The sequence below is a fragment of the Mycolicibacterium parafortuitum genome (assembly GCF_002086815.1).
Classification (GTDB): Bacteria; Actinomycetota; Actinomycetes; order Mycobacteriales; family Mycobacteriaceae; genus Mycobacterium; species Mycobacterium parafortuitum.
In genome coordinates, this window is sequence record NZ_MVID01000002.1 from 84,422 (window position 1) to 106,092 (window position 21,671).

The window sequence follows — 21,671 nt, forward strand, 5'->3', positions numbered from 1 at the left end:
GGGCTCTAGGAGAAGTCGAACGCGGCGTACTCGTCCGCCACGATCTCGGCGTGCTTGGCGGTCAACCCGACCAGGCCACCGTCGTAGTGCCGGAAGGTGACCGTCTTGCCCGGGGTGTTCACGCCGTAGGTGTAGTCGAGTGCCGCCTGAGCGCCCAGGGTGCCCTGGTTCAGTTCATAGACGTGGGCCGTCCAGGCGGCCTCGGCCTCGCGGCCGGCTTCGATGCGGGTGGCACCGCGGCGCAGTCCCTCGGCGATGACGTCATTGACGAAGTCGCACTGGCGCTCCGAGATGCGGGGCACGTTGCCGCCGGAACTGTGTGGGCCGACCAGGAAGAACAGATTGGGGAAGCCGGGGCTCGCCGCACCGGCCACGGTGTGCGGGCCCTCTGCCCAGTAGTCCTTCAGGGTGCCGTCGGTACCGGTGATGTCGATCCGGTCGAACGCCCCGGTGATCGCGTCGAATCCGGACGCGTAGACGATGATGTCGAATTCACGTTCACCTTCGGAGGTGACGATGCCGCGGGCCGTGATCCGCTCGATGGGGGTCTCGCGCATGTCCACCAGTGAGACGTGCGGCAGGTTGTACACCTCGTAGTAGCCGGTCTCGAACGGGGGCCGCTTGACCCCGTACCCGTGATCGGGCACCAGTTTGTCGGCGACCGACTGATCCTTGACCCGGGCTCGGATCTTGGTTTCCAGGAAGGCACTGAACTCGGCGTTGAAGTCCTTGTCGGTCATGACTTCCATGTAGTTGCCCAGGAACTTGGCGAAACCCGGTGCGGCGAGCAGCGATTCCCAGTACTCCCGACGCTGTTCGGGAGTCAGGGTGGTCGGGTCCTCGGGACTGAAGCTGTGCACGAACCCTGCGAAGGAGCTCATCAGCTGGGTGTGCATGTCCTCGAACGAGGCGGCGAGCTGCTGCTGCTCCTCGTCGGTGATCGGGCTGTTGTTCAGCGGTGTGCACCAGTTGGGCGTGCGCTGGTAGACCGTCAGCGACGCGACCTGCTCGGCGATCGCCGAGATGACCTGCACACCACTGGAACCGGTGCCGATCACCGCGACCCGCTTGCCCGTGAAATCCACCTCGTGTTTGGGCCACAGTCCGGTGTGGTATGCCTCGCCCTCGAACTCGTCGAGCCCGGGCACGTTCGGGAATTGCGGGGCGGACAGGATTCCGATCGCAGTCACGAGGAAGCGCGAGCGGATGGTGCTGCCGTCCGAGAGCACGGCGGTCCAGGCCCGGTCGGATTCACTCCAGGTCGCCGAGACGACGCGCACCTCGAAGGTGATGTGACGGCGCAGGTCGAATCTGTCGACCACGGTGTTGAGGTAGCGCTCGATCTCCGGTTGCCCGGCGAAGTGCTCGGTCCACGTCCACTCCTGCGCCAACTCCTTGGAGAAGAAGTAGGCGTAGGTGTAGCTCTCGGAGTCGAAGCGCGCGCCCGGGTACCGGTTCCAGTACCAGGTACCGCCCACGCCGTCGCCGGCCTCCACTGCCCGGAAGAACAGGTCGGTCTGCGCCAGCTTGTAGAGCTGGTAGATACCCGAGATGCCGGCGCCGATGACCAGGACATCGATCATGTGCGTGTCGTTGTCGCCCTCAGTTGCCATGTGCTGTCGTCCTTTACCCCGTGGTGATGGCGAGATCATTGATGAACTGTCCGATGTGGGAGATCGCGGTGCCCGCCTCGGGCAGTCTCCACAGCAGGATCTGGTGTACGTGTGGCATTCCGTCCTGCAGATCGACGCGGACCTGGCCGCCGCCCGCCCGGATCGCGTCCGCGAGCCGGAGGGTGTCGTCGTGCAGGATCTCTGCGGTGCCGACCTGGAGGTACACCGGTGGCAGTCCGGACAGGTCCCCATACAGCGGCGAAACCAACGGATCCAGCCGATCATGATCACCCAGGTAGCCGGTGGCATTTGCCTCCAGTTGCTCCCGCGTCATCAGTGGATCGACATCGGCGCGTTCGGTCACCGACGGGCTGTTCAGCGCGAGGTCGGCCCACGGTGACAGCGCGACCGCGGCCCGCGGCAACGTGTGCCCGCGCTCGCGGGCGGCCAGCAGCGTCGCCAGCGCGAGCCCTCCGCCGGCCGAATCGCCTGCTATCACCACGTTCTCGGCGCCCTCGCGTGCGATCAGCTCGCGCAGCACCGCAACGGCGTCGTCCAGGGCGGCCGGGAACGGGTGCTCGGGCGCCAACCGGTAATCGGCGACGAAGACCGGCGCCGACGCCGCCGCAGCCAGGTGCCCCGCCAGCGGGCCGTGGCTGCGACTGGAGCCGAACAGGTATCCCCCGCCGTGCAGGAACAGGATGGTCGGGCCCAGGGGCGTGTCGGCCGCCGGCGTGGGCCGCAGCCAGGTGCCGGGGACACCGGCGACCTCTCCGGGGGCGGCCGCGATCCCGGCGGGCAGCCCGCCCCTGGCCATGCTCCGGTCGTAGCCGTCGCGCACCTGATCGATCGTCGCGTCGGCCGTCGCGAACGAGTAGGCATCGGTGACGGCCTCGATCACGCGCGGTTGCGCAGGCCCGGTCACGGTGCCGGCACCTGCGCCGGGTCGTCGGCCGCGGTGAGTTCGTAGTCGGCCAGATCGGGGTGCCGCGTCATGGTCCAGTACTGCAGTACCGTCCACGGGGAGTTGGTCACCACCCGGCCGGTGGAGTTCCGGTAATAGCTCTCGACCCCGTCCTGAGCGAAAACCATTGTGCTGTTGGCCTCGTCGAGGCGACGGTTGTAGTCCTCGAATACCTCGCGGCGGCAGTCCACCGCGGTGAGTCCCTCCGACACCATCGTGGTCAGCATCTCGACGATGTAGCGGGCCTGCGCCTCGGCCAGGTTGATGAAGCTTCCGCCGGGCGGATTCGTGTTCGGCCCGAACAGGTAGAACAGGTTCGGGTAGCCCGGGGTGGTCAGACCGAGGTAGGCGCGCGCGTCGTCGTCGTGCCACTCCTCACGCAGACTGCGGCCGTCACGCCCGAGGACCTCCAGGGGGTAGAGAAACCGCTGTTGCTGGAATCCGGTGCACAGCACGATGGTGTCGACTTCGCAGCACACCCCGTCGGCGGTCACGATGCCGCGCTCGTCGATGCGTTCGATCTTCTCGGTGACCAGGTCGACATCGTCGCGCAGCAGCGCGTCGAACCAGCCGTTGTCGAGCAGGATGCGCCGTCCGAACGGCGGGAAGGACGGTGTGGTGCGTTCGATCAGGTCGGGGCGATCGGCGAGTTTCTGGTGCAGATAGGAGGTGTAGAAGCGCCGGATCGCGTCGTTGTAGGCGTTGACCGAGTTCTTGCTGCGGTCCCACTCCGGGTCCACCACCAGCGCCGGGAACATGCCCTCGGTGTAGATCCAGTACAACCGGAACCGGTTCCACTCCCAGTACAGCGGGACGTTCTCCAGCAGCCAGTTGATGCTCTCCGATACAGGCTGGAAGTACATCTCGTTGGGCACGATCCAGTGCGGTGAGCGCTGGAAGATGGTGACGCGGTCGACGATGTCCACCGTCGCCGTCACCACCTGCATGGCGCTGGCGCTCGCCCCGATCACTCCGACGCGACGGCCGGTCATATCGAGATCCTCCGGCCAGGCAGCCGAATGCACCGTCTCACCGGCGAACTGATCCAGACCGGGGATGTCGGGATATTTCGGCCGGTTGTGCAGACCGACGGCGGTGATCACCGCGCGAGCGGTCACCTCCTGTGTGCGACCGTCGGCGACGACGGTCAGGTGCCACAGCTGCGAGGCCTCGTCCCAGCGCGCCGACCGCACGTCGTGGCCGAAGCGGATCGCGTCGCGAATTCCGAGTTCCTCGGACGTGGCGATCATGTAGTCGGCGATCTCGTCGCGCCGACTGAAGTGTTCGGACCAGGCCTTGGTGTTGAACGAGAAGGAGTACAGATTGCTCGGCACGTCCACCCGCGCGCCCGGATAGCGGTTCTCCCACCAGGTTCCGCCGACTTCGTCGTTCTTCTCGTAGACGGTGTACGGGATGCCGGCGGATTTGAGTGCGCGGGCCACTACGATGCCGGACACGCCGGCGCCGATCACCGCGACGTCGAGGACATCGGTGCCGGCTCTGCCGCTCACCTTCTCCGGCACGAACGGACGCAAACCGATCTGCTCGGCGATCATCGGCGAGTACGCCTCGGACACCCGCTGCCCCATGGCCGCGGTCATCAAGCGGGAAAGCATGGCCGGGTCCGGATCCGGCATCTGCACCGGCGCACCTGCGGCCCAGGCCAGCACTGCCTCGGCGGCGGCTTCACGAACCTCGCTCTGTTGCCCCTCGGACAATCCGCCCGTGGGGTCGTCGACGAACCCGACCGGCCGCGCAACCCGGAACTCGTCCGAGATCCAGCGCTCGTCACCGGTCAACTGGGTGAGTACGGGCAGCAAGGTGGCAATGCTGGCTTCCTGCAGCGCATTTCGCAACACCCCGGGGTCCGGGGAGAAACTGGCCCGACTGACCTTCACGTTCCCTACTTCCTGACTGGACGGCGACACCCACTGCACACGGTCGCGAACCTAACTAGAATTCAACCTAACATCAGAGTCGATTGCCGCCAAGAGTTCTCGCTCTTTCAGCGAGAGTTAGCGTCTAATTCGTCGTCCGAGAGGCCCTATAAATCGAAACGTCGATTCACAGGTTGGTCATCCGCGGACGATGGCCGAAAGGATCGCGGTCAGCGCGGCGGGGGTGGACGGCTGCTCCCGCAGATGCGCGGTCTGCGCGATATCGGACGCGACACCCGTGGCGGTCCGGGCCCGGGCACGCGCTTCGAACACGGTCAAACCCGGGCGCACGCGTTGCAACGCGCCCACCCACTCGTCGATGTGTCCGCGATGCGCCAGCAGCAGCGCCGCCCGCTGCTGTTCGGGCAGCGCCATCAGTTCCTCGTCGAAGATCCCGAACATCCGCCGGTGCGGCCCCATCGCGAGGTCGATGTAGTTACCGATCAACGCGTCGATCACCACATCATCGGATTCCACACCGGCCAGCAGGTGGGTGGTGGCGTAGTTGACGCCCTCGATACCCCGGTTGAGAATCGTGTACAGCAGGCTGGCCTTGTTCTCGAAGTACTGGTAGATGGTCGCGATCGCCGTATCGGACTCCGCGGCGATGTCCTCGATGCTGACTTCGACGAATCCACGATCGTCGAACAGCCTCGTCGTCGTCTCGAGAATGCGTTCGCGCCGGCCCAGGGGTACGTAATCGCGGGCGGCCGAGCCTTTCCCGCGCGAGCGCGTGGCGGACAGATCGCAGAACGCGACCGCCGTGGCCATCTGCACCAGGACTCCCCAGCCTCGTTGCCGGCCGCCCGCGGAGTCGGCGGCCCGGCGAAAGCCCTGAGTGTGCGCGAACGTCGACAGCAGCGCCCAACTGACCAGTTTGACCTCCGAGTCGTCGAGATCCGTGCGCACGTCCCGCAGTACCGCAGACGCGCATGCCTCCAACCTGCGTGCCCGCAGGCGGAACTCGATCTGCGCCGTCTCGTCGAGTCGCCTGCGTTCCCGGCGCCAGAGCATGATCTCGTCACGATCGAGGGCAAGCCTGGCCAGATCCCCGATGAAGCGCTCCAGCCGTTGTCGCGGGGAGCCACCGCTGCCGGCGGCGGCCTCGGCGACATCCAGGCATATCGTGATCTGTTCCAGCACAACCCGCGCCAGGAGTTCGTGCTTGCTGCGGAAGTGCCGGTACAGGGCCGGCCCGCGCAACCCCACCGCCTGAGCGATGTCGTCCATGCTGACCTGATGAAAGCCGCGATGTTGAAACAGGCTGCCCGCCTGCTCCACGATCTGGAGCTTGCGCGGCGAATCCTTACGCGCCACCACGCTCGACTGGGTCACCCGGCCCCTACCCTCGCTCCACTGCCGCCCCGGCGGGCCACGCACTGGATAGCAGGTTACCGCGACGGTCACAGATTTAGAAGCCTGCATAACATTGGATCGGGGTTAGTGGCCTTCGATATCACGTAATACACTGCTAGATAGGTATTGACTGCCTGCCAGGTGGTTGACTGGCCGCACTGTCGACGTACCATCTACCTGAAACCATGAGTCGCATTCCATCGGATTGCCGTTGCGCGGACCGGTCGCTGCGACATGGAGGCGCTTCGCGGCCCGAAAGGAATGTGCGACATGCACGATGACAACCCCGGGGACAACCCGACCGAACAACACTGGGGGATCGACCTGCGATCCCTGGACGCGGTCGTCTCCGAACGCCTCGGCGCCGACGGACTGCGCCGGGAGTTGATGGGTGGCGGCCTGTCCCAGACCACTCTGCGCTATGTCGGCGACATCCCGGCGTGGGGCGATTCGGTGATCGTCCGGATCCCGCCCCTGCACGGGCCGCTGGAGCCCTACAACGCCTCAGGTGAGGCGGCTCTCGGCAACTGGCTGGCGGCACAGGGCATCCCGGTGCCACGGGTCATCGCGTCTGCTGCACACGAACCCCGGATCGGCCGCGGATACCTGATCTCCGAAACCGTCGACGGGTACGTGGTGCGCGACGGCGCCCCCGGTCTCGACGACGCCGCGAAGCAGGCCATGGCCCACGCGTACGTAGACCAGCTCGTCGCCCTGCATCGGTTGGCGGATGCCGCGCGGCCCGCCGAGACGCTGGACTGGGCACCGCCCAAGACCGCGTCAGGCGTCGTGGAGCGCTGGACCCGTTCACTGCGGGAAACCTCCCTGGTACTCCCGGATTTCCACGTGTTCCTGAGCGACTGGCTGACCCGGCGGATGCCGGACGAGGACAGCACGCCGACGGTCGTGCACGGCGACTACCGCCTCGGCAACGTCATGTGGTCGGACGCGCAGACCATCGCCGCGGTGCTGGATTGGGAGGAGGCCGGCGCCGGTGATCCCTACTTCGACCTGGGTTGGACATTGATGGGCACCGTCGGCCCGGACGACCTGATGATGGGAATCCTGCCGCGCCACGAGTTCCTGCGGATGTACGCCGAGAAAACCGGGCGCCCGATCGACGAGGACCGTCTCATCTGGTGGGAGGTGGCCGCCGGCTGGTCGCGGATCTGTATGGAGGCCAAGGCGATCGCGTTGCTGGCCAGCGGTCACTACAGCGATGTGCGACCGCTGCTGTCGAGCTACATCAACCGACGGCTGTCCATCGTCCTGCTGGAGAAGATCCGCGCCTTCGAAGGCTCGGCCGTCTCCCTGCCCGCCGCGATCTCCTGAGGAAGAACAACATCATGGACTACATCGACATGTCGGTCGCGCTGGACACGATCGTGCGCACCTTGGAATCTGAGGTCATGAGCCGGGTCGAGGACCCCTACGCCCGCGGTCAACTATGGGCCTCGACCGGCATTCTGGCCAACATCGCGGTCGACCTGCGTCGCGGCGCCGGCAACGCACCGGCGTCCGCGACGCCGTCGCCGACCGACGCGGAGTCAGCCGCAGCGCTTCTCGACAGTGTCCGGGCCGCAGTGGCCCAGCAGGCGTCCCTGCACTACAAGAAGGCTGCCTCCGGGGCCTGAACTACGCGCTCAGCGCGCCGGCTGAACTGCGCGCTGAGCCGCCCGGACGCCCTGCATCCGCGTGATGTAGTCGTGCCACTGCACCTCGCCGTATCCGGTTCGGCCGTCCCATTCACAGTCGAAGAGTCCCATCACCAGGTAGATGTTCTGCCCGCCGTCGATCTCGGCTGAGCCGCGGGCCCGTCCGGTGATGTGGTATTCCACGTCCCGCTCGTCGACGACCCGGTAGTCGAACCCCACGATGCGCAACCCCTCGCGGCGGTAGCTGACCTGAGCCGCCTTCAACGCACGGAACTCCTTGTCCCGCAGCACGTATCCGTGCGACACCCTGGGCTCCCCATCGGCTGATTCACCGGTGTGGGTCAGCAGTGTGAGCTCGTTTCCGATGTGCACCAGGTCGAAGGTGCCGATGGTGTGACCGACCTCGGCGCGCGGGCTCCACGAGTGGTCACGGTTGGCCACACAGTCCACTTCGTGCGCGATGCCGTCGATCGTGACGCTGCCCCGCACCGCCATGGTCTGGTCGATGTGGCCGGAAGGTTCGGTACCGGTCCGGTTGGCCGGCGCATCACGGCGCGGACCACGATGGAAGGCCACGAAACCCTCAGGGCCGTCCGGGATCTTGGTGGCCGACAGATCCGCCGGTTCCATCAGCGCCTCGAAGGTGAGCTCGGCGGTCATCCGCCCGCAGGCCGAACGGTAGGTCAGGTCGTAGACCCGCGGCGCGGGCCGGCCCTTCACCGAGACGCCCGAGTCCAACGAGAAGTCCGACAGCCGCGCCGCCCCGATCGGACTGTTGTACTGCATGTCGCACATCTCCATGTCGAGCACGGAGTCGCAGAATTGCGAGAAGGCGTACACCTTGGTGGTCGCGACACCGGTGTTCAACCGGAAGCCCATCCAGAAGTGCAGACGGATGCCGTCGGTGGTCAGGGCCGAGAACCAGTGCGTCTCCAGCCAGCGCGGATCGCGGTAGGACGGTCGGGCGAACTCGGCGTAGCTACGGCTCACGCTCTCCTCGTTTCTGCTGTGAAAGGGTCGGTCAGGCCGGCTGCGTGGCGCGGTAGCGCTTCACGAGCTCGGTCTTCATGAGCTTGCCGTTGGTGTTCCGGGGCATCGCGTCGATCACGTCGACCGAACGCGGACATTTGAACTTCGCCAGCCGCGACCGGCAGAACTCGATGATCTCGGCCTCGATCCCGTCGGTCGGCACGCCCGGGCGCAGCTCCACCACGGCTTTGACCGCCTCGCCCATGTCCTCGTCCGGGACACCGATCACCGCGACGTCGGCGACCGCGGGATGCGCGGCCAGCACATCCTCGACCTCACGCGGGTAGATGTTCACGCCTCCGGAGACGATGGTGAAGCCGACCCGGTCGGTGAGGTACAGGTATCCGTCCTCGTCGAGGTAGCCGATGTCCCCGTTGGTGCTCATCGAGCCGTCCGCGCTCTGGGCCGCCTTGGTCTTCTCCGGATCGTTGAGGTACTGAAAGTTGGTGGCGCCCTTGATCCATACCACTCCGGGCTGGCCGGCAGGCAGCTGCTCCCCGTCGGGGCCGAGGATGAACAACTCCCCCACCAGCGGCTTGCCCACCGTCCCGGGATGGGCCAGCCACTCGTGCGAGTCGCAGATGACGCTGCCGTTGGCCTCGGTCGAGCCGTAGTACTCGAACAGGATCGGGCCCAGCCAGTCGATCATCGCGCGCTTCACCGACGGCGGGCACGGCGCGGCGCCGTGCGCGATGGCCTCCAGGCTCGACACGTCGTACTTCTCCCGCACCTCGGCCGGCAGTTGCAGGATGCGCGACAGCATCGTCGGCACCACAAGCGAATTGGTGACTCCGTACTGCTCCACCAGTTGCAGGAAGCGCTCAGCGTCGAACTTCGGCATGATCACGCAGGTTCCGCCGCAGCGCAGCGATTCGGCCGTGGCGCTCTGCGGGCCGGAGTGATACAGCGGCGCCGGCTGCAGGAACACCATGTCCGCGCGGGTGTGGTAGACCTTCGGCACCAACTGGAAGATCGGCAACGGATCAGCGGGATCCAGGTCCAGACGTGGCCGCAGAACACCTTTCGGCTTGCCGGTCGTCCCCGACGAGTAGAGCAGGGCAAGACCGAGCCGTTCGTCGGCGACCGGCGAGGTCGGGTACTGCGCCACCACCTCGTCGAGGTCCTCGAAGCCGTCGAGTCCCTCCGGCCTGTCCACCATCAGCCACCGCTCCACGTGCGGACAGCGGGCCGGCAACTCGCGGGCCACGTCGAGAACGGCGCGGGTGGTGACAACGACCCGGGCCGCACTGTCGTTGACGATGTAGGCCGCCTCGTCCGCGGTGAGGTGGAAGTTGATCAGCGTGTAGTACAGCCCGGTGCGTTCGCCCGCGCCCTGCGCCACCACGTTCGCGAGACAGTTCTCCATCATGTAGGCCACCCGGTCTCCCGGCTGGATCCCGATGTCCCGGTAGAAGTGCGCAAGCTGGTTCGCCGCGGCTTCGAACTGGGCGTAGGTGAGGCTCGCGCCGGAGTCCGCCATCACCAGCGCGATGCGGTCCGGGTACTGCAGAGCTCGCTTGCCGGGGTACATCGGGGTGGTGCCTCCTTGGACTTTCGGCGTGACCCACCACATCGTCATGGTGGGCCCGCACTCGATTGCGGAAATCCTACTTGCACCTTCGCGTGATCAACAAGAGGGCGTTTAGCTGGGATTACCGCATCTGATGTGATTTTGCGTTATAGCTCGATGGTTCGCGGAGATCAGTCCGGCGCGGCCATCAGCCAACTGATCCCACCCGGGGCGATGAACCGGGCCTCGTCATCGAGCACCTGCTGCAGCACGCCGGCGGTAAGCATCCGATCGACCATCGCCTCGACCTCGTCGTACCGCTCGAAGGTCAGCTCGGTGACCGCTGCGACATCGGCCACCACCTGGTCGCCCCGCGCGACGGCGAGCCGGCGCACGAGCGCGTCGTCGCCGATCGCATAGTGCCGCCGGTACACCTTCGGCCGCCCACCCACGAGACGGCCGATCAGCTGGATGTGCCTGGTCTCGTAGTACTCGATGAATGCTTCCCTGGACAGCTCCGGGCGCTTGCGGATGAACATGATGAGCGTCACCACAAAATCAGAATAACGACTCACCGATGGCGCGCGGGCTCCGTGCCGAGAACATCCCCGTCCGCGTCCGAAAATGCCCTTATTTTCCTAATATTTCGGATACTCCAGCGGCCCGCCGACACGGGCAATAGCCCCAACCATTGGCCAGCGTAGGCGTAACTCTGAATCACGTCGCGACCATAAGCCCAGGTCAGAGCCGGATCGCCAGCCGGCCGCGCATGCCGGGGCGGCGGCCGGATCCGGCCGCGGGATGAATCACCCCCGACGATGCCCGCCCCCTGGGCAATACAGCAGAACTGGAATTAACTACAACAGGCCGCAGGTTGGCGGATCAAAGGGCCCCCAACGAACAGAGAGCTACTTTGACTATCGGAATACACACTGTTCACAGTGCATTTATCACACCTCTAGCAACCCATTCCGCTGCCAAGAGAGATGCCTGCCCGGCCTGCACCTTGACGCCCCGAGAGCTTGTATGTGATGCTATCGCCAATCACTGTTGTGACAGAGATCATCAATTTTCCAGCGGAGTGATCCCAACTTTCCAGGAGGGCCTCAAGTGACCACCAGCGAACAGGCATCGGCCACCGAAGCCGTTGCAACGACAGCCACTTCCGAAGAGCTGCCGCTGTTCCCGTTCAAGCGGACGTGCCCCTTCGCGCCCGCGGATGATTACGCCGACGGCGGTGCGATCCGCAAGGTCTCGTTCAAGAACATCGTGCCGGCCTGGATGGTCACCGACTACAGCGATGTCAAAGCGGTGCTCGCCGACCGGCGGTCCAGTGTCCGGAACATCCCGGACCCCTCCCGCGGCGACGAGGGCGGCGAGCCACTGCCCGGATTCTTCATCGCGATGGATCCGCCGGACCAGACTCGGCTGCGCAAGATGCTCTCCCGCGAATTCACGCCTCGGCGCATGGAAGCCATGCGGCCCGCGGTGGAGCGGATCGCGAACAAACTGATCGATCAGATGCTCGAGCAGGACGGGCCGGCCGACCTGGTCCAGGCCTTGGCGCTCCCGCTGCCGTCACTGGTGATCTGCGAACTGTTGGGCATCCCCTACGACCGGCACGATTGGTTCCAGGAAGAGACAGTGAAGTTCCTGCGCCTTGACACCACACCGGAAGAGGCGGCCAAGACGGTCGCTTCGGTGATGGGGTATCTCGGAGAACTCACCGTCGCCAAGATGGACGATCCCGGCGACGATCTGATCAGCCTGCTGCTCAACCACGTTCGCAGCGGCGACCTGACGATCACCGAGGTGGCCGGCATGGCCGCCTTCCTGCTGATGGCCGGGCATGAGACGACGGGCAACATGATCTCGCTGAGCGTGTATGCCCTGCTGGAGCATCCCGATCAACTCGAACTGCTGCGCGAGGACCCCTCACGCATCCCGGCCGCGGTGGAGGAACTGCTGCGCTTCCTCGACATCATCGGCAATCTGCCCCGCTATCTGACCGAGGACATGGAACTCGCGGGTCAGACGATCCCGGCCGGCGACATCGTCATGGTGGCCATGGACAAGGCCAACCGCGACCCCAAACAGTTCGAGGATCCGGACACGCTGAACATCCAGCGCACGGATGCGAAGGGTCACGTCGCCTTCGGGCACGGCATCCACGTCTGCCTCGGCGCCCCGCTCGCCCGGGTGGAACTGCAGTCGGTGATCGCCGCGCTGTTCACCCGCATCCCGACACTCAAGGTCGCGGTTCCCACCGAAGAGATCCAGGTGAAGACTGAAGCCAAGATCTTCGGGCTTAAGTCCCTGCCCGTTACGTGGTAGACGCGATGCCAGAAGCCGACTGCCTGGAACGTCCGAGCACCGTACGCCTGGTGATGCGGGAGTACGAGGCCGACGTCGTCATCGCAGGCAAGGACGTCGTCGCCGAGGGCATCATCGCGCTGCATCTGAAAGAGGTCGGGGGCCATCCGCTGCCCGAATGGACTCCCGGATCGCACATCGATCTCATCATGTCCTCTGGCCTGGTGCGCCAGTACTCGCTGTGCGGTGATCCCGAAGACCGGCACACGTGGCGCATCGCGGTACTCCGCGAGCCCGATGAGCGCTCCCGAGGCGGATCGATCTACGTACACGACACCCTCGAGCAGGGTGCCGAGATCCGCATTCGCGGTCCGCGCAACCATTTTCAACTTGCACCGTCGCCGAACTACCTGTTCATCGCCGGCGGCATCGGTATCACGCCGATCCGGGCGATGCTGGCAGAAGCCGAGGCGTCCGGGGCGAACTGGAAACTGGCCTATGGCGGCCGCAGTACCGAATCGATGGCATTCCTCGACGAACTCGCGGCCTACGGCGACCGGGTCCAGATCTGGCCGCAGGATCAGCGTGGCCTACTCGACCTGGAACGACTTCTCGGCACCCCGCAAGCCGACACCCTGGTGTACTGCTGCGGCCCGCAGGGTCTGCTCACGGCGGTCGAAGAACGTTGCGCGGCCTGGCCGGCCGGTGCACTGCGGCTGGAACGCTTCAGCGCCAGCACACCCAACGAAGAGGATTGGGTCAACACCCCCATCGAGGTCGAACTGGCCCAACACGGTGTGACACTCACCGTCCCGGCAGATCAGAGCGTGCTCGAAGCCATCGAAAGTCACGGCGTCGACATCATGTCGTCCTGCAGGGCCGGGATGTGCGGCACCTGCGAAACCCCGGTGCTCAGCGGCATACCCGAACATCGCGATGACGTCCTCACCTACGAGGAACGTGAACGCAACGACTGCATGATGATCTGCGTGTCACGAAGCCGCAGTGACAGGCTTGTCCTCGACATCTGACACCCACCGTTCACGCCAGAACGCCGGCGGGCCCATTGACGGGCCCGCCGGCGTTTTCGTTTTCACGCACCAAACCATCACTGCCATGATTGACAGAATCTGGACTAACAATTTCGTCATATATGGCTGTATATTGCTATCGGAAAGGTGCAGCAGCCTGAAGTTTGCACTCACCACACGACCCGCGGCCGCGACCCCTGTGGAGCGGCCGTGTTCATCCCGGAAAGGCACCGGCAATGCGTATTGGAACCGTCCTGGACTTCGGCAGGCCGATGGCCGCCGTCGGAGACGAAATCGCCGCGTGGGAGGAGGCCGGACTGTCCTCGGTAACCCTGGGCGAGGCCTATTCTCTCGACGCCCCAACGCAACTCGCCTATCTTGCGGCGCGCACACACTCCGTCGAGCTGGCGACCGGCGTGCTGCCTCTCGACACCCGCACCCCGTCACTCATCGCGATGACCGCGGCCGGGCTGGACTACGTCTCAGCCGGCCGCGCCCGCCTCGGCCTCGGCCCGTCCGGCCCGCAGGTGGTCGAGGGATTTCACGGTCTGGCCTTCGGAGGCGTCCTCGGCAAGACCCGCGAGACCATCGAGATCTGCCGGTCGGTATGGCGGCGTGAGGCATTGCAGCACCAGGGCCGGCACTACCAGATTCCGCTGCCGCCAGGGCGGGGAACAGGCCTCGGTAAGCCGCTCAAGCTCATCAATCGTCCGGTGCGCAACCAGATTCCGATCTCCATCGCATCACTGGGACCGCGGATGGTGGAACTGACCGCCGAGATCGCCGACGGGTGGGAACCGATCTTCTTCTACCCCGAGAAGATCCACGATGTCTGGGGCGAGGCGCTGCGCAACGGCGCCGCCAAACGGTCCACCGACCTGGCGCCCCTGGAGATCATCGCGCGGGCACCGGTCGCCGTCACCGACGGTGATCCCTCCCCCTGGGTGCAGGCCGCCAAACCCCAACTGGCGCTGTACGTGGGCGGAATGGGCTCCCGCGAGAAGAACTTCTACAACGAATTGGTGTCCGCGTACGGATTCGCCACGGAGGCCGCCACCATCCAGGATCACTTCCTGGCCGGCCGTCTCGCCGAAGCCGCCGCGGCGGTGCCCGACGAACTGGTGCACGCCACCGCGCTGATCGGGAACACCGACCACATCCGCCAACGGCTCACCGCACTGCAGCAAGCAGGCGTGACCCTGGTCAACATCACCCCCATGGCAACCGACCCCGACGAACGCCTCGACGCGGTCAAAACCGTTGCTGCCCTTGGTAAGGAGATCTGATGAGTGAAACCCTCGACGCCAACGAGCTCCGCGACGCTCTGGCAGAAGCCAATGTGCCCTGCCTGATCGGCGTGCTCTATCAACTGACCGGCGATGGCCGCTGGTTGGAGGAGCCATACCGGATCGCGCCCACCATGGGGTTCGAAAGCCATGACGACGGCGGGCTGCCCGCCGAGCGTGTCGACGAGATTCGAGCGGCCGCCTTCACCGCGATCACGGCCTGGAGCACCGGAACCCCGGCCGCTTCCCCGGCGCCGAACGGCGCGGAACTGATCACGCTGATGTCCGCGGTGATGGGCGAACCGGTCGGCGAGCGCTACGTTTCGTTGGCCGCCGAGCAGCTCGGGTTCGCGCCGTACGTCCCCGACGATGTCACGGATCGCTGCACGGACACTGGATTTTCGGCCATCGTCGTCGGCGCCGGCTTCTCCGGGCTTGCGGCGGCGGTTCACCTCAAGCAGGCCGGCATCCCGTTCCGGGTGCTCGAGCGCAACGACCACGTCGGCGGTACATGGTATGAGGCGAACTATCCCGGCGCCCGCGTCGACGTCCCGAACGACCTCTACTCCTACTCGTTCTTCCACCGGGAATGGAGCCAGAACTTCGCCCAACCCGACGAGATCCGGCAGTACATCGACGACGTCGTCGCGCATTTCGGCCTCGCAACCCATATCGAGACGGGTGTCACCGTCGAGGGGGCCCAGTGGGATGCGGACACGCAGGAATGGGTGGTCCAGACCAGCCATGCCGGGGGTGCCGAGACCATCCGCGCCAAGGCACTGATCACCGCTGCCGGGCTGCACAACACCCCCAACATCCCGCAGTTCCAGGGACTTTCGGACTTCGCCGGCGAGGTGGTGCATTCGGCACGCTGGACCCCGGAGGCCGAGTACCGCGGGAAGAAGGTCGCCGTGGTCGGTGCGGGCGCCAGCGCCATGCAGGTGGTGTGCAAGATCGCCGAGGACGTCGAGCACATGGTCGTCGTCCAGCCCGAGCCGCACTGGATCACCCCCAACGAGCAGTACTTCCGCAAACAACCGGCCAGCCGCCACTGGCTGTACCGCCACGTGCCGTACTACCGGGCGTGGTCACGGTTCCGGCTCTACTGGATCTACACCGAGCGCAACTACCCCGCGCTGCGGGTGGACCCGAAGGCGCCGGAGAAGGGCAAGCTGGTCAGCTCGCTCAACGACGCCTACCGGCGGAACTTCATCGCGTACCTGAGCGAGCAGCTCGAGGGCCGCGAGGATCTCATCGAGAAGTGCACCCCGGCGTACCCCCCGTTCGGCAAGCGCCTGCTGATGGACAACGGCTGGTTCGCCACCCTGCGCCGCCCCAACGTGACCCTGGTCGCCGAGGGCATCGATCACCTGACCGAACGCACCCTGGTGTCCGCGTCCGGTGAGGAGCACGAGGTCGACATGCTGATCCTGTGCACCGGGTTCCAGCAGCAGCGCTACCTGTACCCGATGGAACTGCGCGGGCGCGACGGCGTCGAACTCCGGGAGTCCTGGAGCGACGACAACGCCCGGGCATACCTCGGCATCACCGCGCCGGGATACCCGAACCTGTTCTTCCTCTACGGTCCGAACACCAATCCCCCGGGTGGGAGCTGGCTGACCATCGCCGAGGCACAGGTGCGCTACGTCGTGGAGATGCTGACCCAGATGGTGCGCGACGGCGTCGCGGCCGTCGAATGCCGGCCTGAACCGTTCGAGGACTACAACCGCGACCTCGACGACCTCAACGACGCCATGGTCTACGCCATGGACGGCGTACAGAACTACTACCGCAACAGCAAGGGCCGCGTCGTCACCAATTCGCCGTGGGCGGTTCCCGATTACTTTGCCCGCACGTCCCAGCCGAACCTGGCGGACTACACCATCACCCGAGGAAGCACACATGTCTGAAGAAGCGTTCATCTACGAGGCGATCCGTACCCCGCGCGGTAAGCAGCGCGGCGGCGCCCTCAACGAGGTCAAGCCGATCAGCTTGGTCGTCGGTCTGGTCAATGAGATGCGAATCCGGTTCCCTGATCTGGACGAGACCATGATCTCCGATCTGATCCTGGGCGTGGTGTCCCCGCTGGGCGATCAGGGTGCCGTTCTGGCCCGCACCGCCGTGCTGGCCGCCAAGCTGCCCGACACCACCGGCGGTGTGCAGATGAACCGGTTCTGCGGATCCGGCCTGGAAGCCGTCAACACCGCCGCGCAGAAGGTGCGGTCGGGCTGGGACGACCTGGTGCTCGCCGGTGGCGTGGAGTCGATGAGCCGGGTCCCGATGGGCTCCGACGGCGGCGCCTGGGCCAACGACCCGGAGACCAATTACGCGGTTTCCTTTGTGCCGCAGGGCATCGGCGCGGATCTGATCGCCACCATGGAGGGCTTCTCCCGCGAGGACGTCGACGCCTACGCGGTGCGTAGCCAGCAGCGTGCGGCCGCAGCCTGGTCGGGCGGCTACTTCGCCAAATCGATTGTGCCGGTCAAGGATCAGAACGGTCTGGTGATCCTCGATCGCGACGAGCACATGCGCCCGAACACGACCCTGGAGAGCCTGGCCAAGATCAAGCCCGCCTTCACCGATATCGGCGCGATGGGTGGCTTCAACGAGGTTGCCCTGCAGAAGTACCACACGGTCGAGAAGATCAACCACGTCCACCACGGCGGCAACAGCTCGGGCATCGTCGACGGCGCCGCCCTGCTGCTGATCGGTAGCGAAAAGGCCGGGCAGGTTCAGAATCTCACCCCGCGGGCCCGCATCGTGGCCACCGCCACCAGCGGCGCCGACGGCACCATCATGCTGACCGGCCCCACCCCGGCGACCCGCAAGGTGCTCGACCGCGCCGGGCTGACCGTCGATGACATCGACCTGTTCGAACTGAACGAGGCGTTCGCGTCGGTGGTGCTGAAGTTCCAGAAGGACCTGAACATCCCCGACGAGAAACTGAACGTCAACGGTGGCGCCATCGCGATGGGCCACCCGCTGGGCGCCACCGGCGCCATGATCACCGGAACCATGGTCGACGAGCTCGAGCGCCGCGGTGCCAAGCGTGCCCTGATCACGCTGTGCATCGGCGGCGGCATGGGCGTGGCCACCATCATCGAGCGCGTCTAGAAACAGCAGAAGGTCGAAAAGAAAATGACAGTAGAGAACACCATCATGTGGGACAAGGATGCCGACGGCATCGTCACGCTGACGCTGGACGACCCGACCGGGTCGGCCAACGTGATGAACGGCCACTACCGCGAGTCGATGCACAATGCGGTGAATCGCCTGGAGGCCGAGAAGGATTCGGTCACCGGCGTGGTACTCACCAGCGCGAAGAAGACCTTCTTCGCCGGCGGTGACCTCAAGGGTCTGATCAAGCTCGGCCCCGAGGATGCCGCCGCGGCGTTCGAGTTGGCCGAGTCCACCAAGCGTGATCTGCGCCGGCTGGAAACCCTCGGCGTGCCGGTGGTGGCGGCCATCAACGGTGCCGCCCTCGGTGGCGGCTTGGAGATCGCGCTGGCCACCCATCACCGCATCGCCGCCGACGTGCGCGGCGTGGTGATCGGCCTGCCCGAGGTGACCCTGGGCCTGCTGCCCGGCGGTGGCGGCGTGGCTCGCACCGTGCGCATGTTCGGTGTGCAGAAGGCCTTCACCGAGATCCTGTCGACCGGCGCCCGGTTCAGCCCGGCCAAGGCCAAGGCCATCGGTCTGGTCGACGAATTGGTCGGCAGCGTGGAGGATTTGGAGCCCGCCGCCAAGGCGTGGATAAAAGAAGAGCTCAAGGCCAATCCGGAGACCGCTGCGGTGCAGCCGTGGGACGCCAAGGGCTACAAGATGCCCGGCGGCACGCCGAGCAGCCCCGGCCTGGCGGCCATCCTGCCGTCCTTCCCCGCGCTGCTGAAGAAGCAGCTCAAGGGTGCGCCGGTGCCCGCGCCGCGCGCCATCCTGGATGCCGCGGTCGAAGGTGCGCAGGTCGACTTCGACACCGCGTCGCGCATCGAGAGCCGCTACTTCACCCAGCTGGTGACCGGTCAGACCGCGAAGAACATGATCCAGGCGTTCTTCCTCGATCAGCAGTCCATCAGCGGTGGTGCCTCGCGCCCCGACGGCATCGGCACAACCCCGATCACCAAGATCGGAGTGCTGGGCGCGGGCATGATGGGCGCGGGCATCGCCTACGTGTCGGCCAAGGCCGGTTATGACGTCGTGCTCAAGGACGTCACCATCGAAGCCGCCGAGAAGGGCAAGGCCTACTCGGAGAAGATCGAGGCCAAGGCGGTCAGCCGCGGGCAGACGACCGAAGAGAAGTCTGCCGCGTTGCTCGCCAAGATCACCCCGACCGCCGATCCCGCCGACCTCAAGGGCGTCGACTTCGTGATCGAGGCCGTCTTCGAGGACGAAGCCCTCAAGCACAAGGTGTTCGGCGAGATCGAGGACATCGTCGAGCCGAACGCGCTGCTGGGCAGCAACACCTCCACCCTGCCGATCACCGGTCTGGCCACCGGGGTGAAGCGCCAGGAGGACTTCATCGGGATCCACTTCTTCTCTCCGGTCGACAAGATGCCGCTGGTGGAGATCATCAAGGGCGAGAAGACCTCCGACGAGGCGCTGGCCCGGGTGTTCGACTACACCCTGGCTATCAAGAAGACCCCGATCGTGGTCAACGACAGCCGCGGCTTCTTCACCTCCCGGGTGATCCGGACCTTCGTCAACGAGGCCATGGCGCTGCTGGGCGAGGGCATCGCTCCCACCAGCATCGAGCAGGCAGGCGGTCAGGCCGGCTACCCGGCACCTCCGCTGCAGCTCCTCGATGAACTGAATTTGGAGCTGCTGCAGAAGATCTCGATCGCATCGGCGGCCGCAGCGGCGGCCGAGGGCACGACCTACGTCCAGCATCCGGGTGAACTCGTCGTCGAGAAGATGATCGAGCTCGGTCGCCCGTCGCGCCTCAAGGGCGCCGGGTTCTACGAGTACGTCGACGGCAAGCGGGCCGGTCTATGGCCGGGTCTGAAGGAGACGTTCAACTCGGGCTCGACCGAGATCCCGCTGCAGGACATGATCGACCGCCTGCTGTTCTCCGAAGCCCTGGAAACCCAGAAGTGCTTCGACGAGGGCGTGCTGAAGACCAGCGCCGACGCCAACGTCGGGTCGATTCTGGGCATCGGGTACCCGGCCTGGACCGGCGGCTCGGCGCAGTACATCGTCGGCTACGAGGGCCCGCTGGGCGTCGGTAAGGCCGCGTTCGTGGCCCGCGCCAAGGAACTGGCCGCCCGCTACGGCGACCGCTTCACCCCGCCGGCCTCGCTGGAGAGCTAGCTGCACAACGACAAAAGCCCCCGCCACACGGCGGGGGCTTTTGCGTTGCGCACGCTGATCAGTTCACCGAGCGCGACTCGCTGTCCCAGTAGCGCGCACGCAGCGCACGCTTGTCGATCTTGACGGCTGGGGTCAGCGGCAGGGCGTCGACGAATTCCACGCTGCGCGGAGCCTTGTAGCGCGCGATCAGGGCACCGCAGTGCTCCCGCAGTTCCTCGGCGGTGGCGGATGCGCCGTCCTGCAACACGACGACGGCGTGCACCCGCTCGCCCCAGTCCGCGTCCGGCACCCCGATCACCGCGCAGGTCGCCACGCTGGGGTGCTGCGCCAGCGCGTTCTCGACCTCGGCCGAGTACACGTTCTCGCCACCGGAGACGATCATGTCCTTGAGCCGGTCGACGATGAACAGATAGCCGTGCTCGTCGAGGTAGCCGCCGTCTCCAGTGTGCATCCAGCCGCCACGCAGTGCCTGCGCGGTCTCCTCGGGCCGGTTCCAGTAGCCGAGCATCACATGTGGTCCGCGCGCCGCGACCTCACCGACGGTGCCCGGCGGCACCTCGTTGTCGTCCTCGCCGACCACCTTGACCTCCGCGATCGGCACGGCCCGGCCCGCCGATCTCAGCAGCTCCGGATCGAGATGGTCCTCGGCGGTCAATACCGTTGTGGTCGGCGACAACTCCGTCATGCCGTAGGCCTGCAGCAGTTTCGCCTGCGGCAGCAGTCGCATCGCCCGCTCCAGCACCGCCTGCGAGATCGGTGAGGCCCCGTAAATCAGGTGCTTGAGGCTGGACAGGTCCCGCTGGGCCGCCGCCGGAGAATCGACCAGCATCTGAATCATGGTCGGGGCCAGAAACATATCGGTGATCTGGTAGCGCTCCACGGCGTCCGCGACGGATTCCGGAGTGAAGCCCGGCAGGATGACGTGGCTGCCGCCGACCACATTGCGGGCCAGCCAGCCGGAACCGTCGGCCAGGTGGAACATCGGCGCACTGTGCAGCAGCCGTCCACGCGGCGCCAGGAACTGCCCCGTCGCCAGTGCGCCCAGCGCCGCCGCCATGAGGTTGGCGTGACTGAGCATCACGCCCTTCGGGGTGCCGGTCGTCCCGCCGGTGTAGTAGATGGCGGCCAGCGAATCCCCGCCGCGGCGCGCGTCCTCGACAGGCGCGTGCGTCGCGATGAGGTCCTCGAAACCGTGGACGTCGGCGGGCCGCTGTCGCTGTCCCGTATGGATGTAAGCCCGCACGCCGGGGGCCAGCTCCTTGAGATCGTCGACCATGTGCAGGAAGGCGTCGTCGATGACCAGCACCACGGCTCCGCAGTCCTGCAGGGAGAAGGCGATCTCCTGCGCGCTCCAGCGGGTGTTGACCGGTACCGCGACCGCATCCGCCCACGGCGCCGCGAACAGGAAATCGTGGTAGTCGTCGCAGTTCTGGGCGAGGATCGCGACCCGGTCGCCGCCCCGCACGCCGAGGCCGTGGAACGCGGCAGCCAGACGGGCGGCCCGGTCCGCGCTCTGCGCCCATGTGCGGACACGTTCACCGAACACGGTGGCGGCCAGGTCGGGTGTCTGCTGCACCGCCCGGTGCAGTGCCTGCGTCAGGTACATCGTTAGTTCTCATTTCAGTCTAGTTGAGCTGGTAATACGCTTCTGGCCTGCTAGCTTTAGACTTGAC

Annotated in this window: 16 protein-coding genes; 8 read left to right on the plus strand and 8 right to left on the minus strand. The window is 66.0% G+C overall.

Translation table 11 applies throughout. The features are described 5' to 3' along the window. Positions 1 to 5 precede the first annotated feature (5 nt). The 4 genes from BST38_RS03060 to BST38_RS03075 all read right to left on the minus strand — a co-directional run bounded on the left by BST38_RS03060 (position 6) and on the right by BST38_RS03075 (position 5,849). Positions 6 to 1,613, minus strand: a complete 1,608-nt coding sequence (locus BST38_RS03060; protein WP_083141784.1) for a flavin-containing monooxygenase — start codon at positions 1,611 to 1,613, stop codon at positions 6 to 8. A gap of 13 nt (positions 1,614 to 1,626) precedes the next feature. Further along, positions 1,627 to 2,538 carry an alpha/beta hydrolase gene (locus BST38_RS03065; RefSeq protein ID WP_083141785.1) on the minus strand — a complete coding sequence of 304 codons (912 nt, stop codon included), beginning with the start codon at positions 2,536 to 2,538 and terminating at the stop codon, positions 1,627 to 1,629. Then, positions 2,535 to 4,475: a flavin-containing monooxygenase gene (locus BST38_RS03070; RefSeq protein WP_083141786.1), complete on the minus strand. Its 1,941-nt coding sequence runs from the start codon at positions 4,473 to 4,475 to the stop codon at positions 2,535 to 2,537. The genes BST38_RS03065 and BST38_RS03070 overlap by 4 nt, the downstream gene beginning before the upstream one ends. Positions 4,476 to 4,652: 177 nt before the next feature. Next, a complete protein-coding gene (locus BST38_RS03075; protein WP_165761549.1) occupies positions 4,653 to 5,849 on the minus strand; it encodes a TetR/AcrR family transcriptional regulator in 1,197 nt (398 codons plus the stop codon). A 291-nt stretch (positions 5,850 to 6,140) separates the two neighbouring features. Here BST38_RS03075 and BST38_RS03080 point away from each other — a divergent pair, with 291 nt between their 5' ends. Together BST38_RS03080 and BST38_RS03085 are read left to right on the plus strand one after the other, a co-directional pair. Then, positions 6,141 to 7,202 carry a phosphotransferase family protein gene (locus BST38_RS03080; protein ID WP_165761550.1) on the plus strand — a complete coding sequence of 354 codons (1,062 nt, stop codon included), beginning with the start codon at positions 6,141 to 6,143 and terminating at the stop codon, positions 7,200 to 7,202. A gap of 14 nt (positions 7,203 to 7,216) precedes the next feature. Beyond that, the gene (locus BST38_RS03085) at positions 7,217 to 7,504 is read left to right on the plus strand and encodes a hypothetical protein (protein ID WP_083141789.1); all 288 of its coding nucleotides are present in this window, start codon (positions 7,217 to 7,219) and stop codon (positions 7,502 to 7,504) included. Between the two features lie 9 nt (positions 7,505 to 7,513). On the opposite strand, the gene BST38_RS03090 is transcribed toward BST38_RS03085, so the two are convergent. The 3 genes from BST38_RS03090 to BST38_RS03100 form a co-directional block, all read right to left on the minus strand. Continuing rightward, positions 7,514 to 8,515, minus strand: a complete 1,002-nt coding sequence (locus BST38_RS03090; protein ID WP_083141790.1) for a DUF7064 domain-containing protein — start codon at positions 8,513 to 8,515, stop codon at positions 7,514 to 7,516. Between the two features lie 31 nt (positions 8,516 to 8,546). Next, positions 8,547 to 10,133: an AMP-binding protein gene (locus BST38_RS03095; protein WP_237160649.1), complete on the minus strand. Its 1,587-nt coding sequence runs from the start codon at positions 10,131 to 10,133 to the stop codon at positions 8,547 to 8,549. A 122-nt stretch (positions 10,134 to 10,255) separates the two neighbouring features. Beyond that, entirely contained in the window at positions 10,256 to 10,618 is a 363-nt protein-coding gene (locus BST38_RS03100) for an EthD domain-containing protein (RefSeq protein ID WP_083141791.1), read from the minus strand. Positions 10,619 to 11,174: 556 nt separating this feature from the next. Here BST38_RS03100 and BST38_RS03105 point away from each other — a divergent pair. From BST38_RS03105 to BST38_RS03130, 6 genes are all read left to right on the plus strand, one after another. Beyond that, positions 11,175 to 12,398, plus strand: coding sequence for a cytochrome P450 (locus BST38_RS03105; protein WP_083141792.1), 1,224 nt, complete (start codon positions 11,175 to 11,177; stop codon positions 12,396 to 12,398). Positions 12,399 to 12,403: 5 nt separating this feature from the next. Next, positions 12,404 to 13,408 carry a PDR/VanB family oxidoreductase gene (locus BST38_RS03110; protein WP_083141793.1) on the plus strand — a complete coding sequence of 335 codons (1,005 nt, stop codon included), beginning with the start codon at positions 12,404 to 12,406 and terminating at the stop codon, positions 13,406 to 13,408. A 236-nt stretch (positions 13,409 to 13,644) separates the two neighbouring features. Beyond that, entirely contained in the window at positions 13,645 to 14,694 is a 1,050-nt protein-coding gene (locus tag BST38_RS03115; protein ID WP_083141794.1) for an LLM class F420-dependent oxidoreductase, read from the plus strand. Continuing rightward, positions 14,694 to 16,604, plus strand: a complete 1,911-nt coding sequence (locus BST38_RS03120; RefSeq protein WP_083141795.1) for a flavin-containing monooxygenase — start codon at positions 14,694 to 14,696, stop codon at positions 16,602 to 16,604. Before BST38_RS03115 ends, BST38_RS03120 begins: the two co-directional genes overlap by 1 nt. Beyond that, on the plus strand, positions 16,597 to 17,808 hold the full coding sequence (locus tag BST38_RS03125) for an acetyl-CoA C-acetyltransferase (RefSeq protein ID WP_083141796.1): 1,212 nt from the start codon (positions 16,597 to 16,599) through the stop codon (positions 17,806 to 17,808). The genes BST38_RS03120 and BST38_RS03125 overlap by 8 nt, the downstream gene beginning before the upstream one ends. Positions 17,809 to 17,832: 24 nt before the next feature. Further along, positions 17,833 to 19,998 carry a 3-hydroxyacyl-CoA dehydrogenase NAD-binding domain-containing protein gene (locus tag BST38_RS03130; protein ID WP_083141797.1) on the plus strand — a complete coding sequence of 722 codons (2,166 nt, stop codon included), beginning with the start codon at positions 17,833 to 17,835 and terminating at the stop codon, positions 19,996 to 19,998. Between the two features lie 58 nt (positions 19,999 to 20,056). On the opposite strand, the gene BST38_RS03135 is transcribed toward BST38_RS03130, so the two are convergent. Further along, positions 20,057 to 21,604: an acyl-CoA synthetase gene (locus BST38_RS03135; RefSeq protein WP_083141798.1), complete on the minus strand. Its 1,548-nt coding sequence runs from the start codon at positions 21,602 to 21,604 to the stop codon at positions 20,057 to 20,059. Positions 21,605 to 21,671 lie beyond the last annotated feature (67 nt).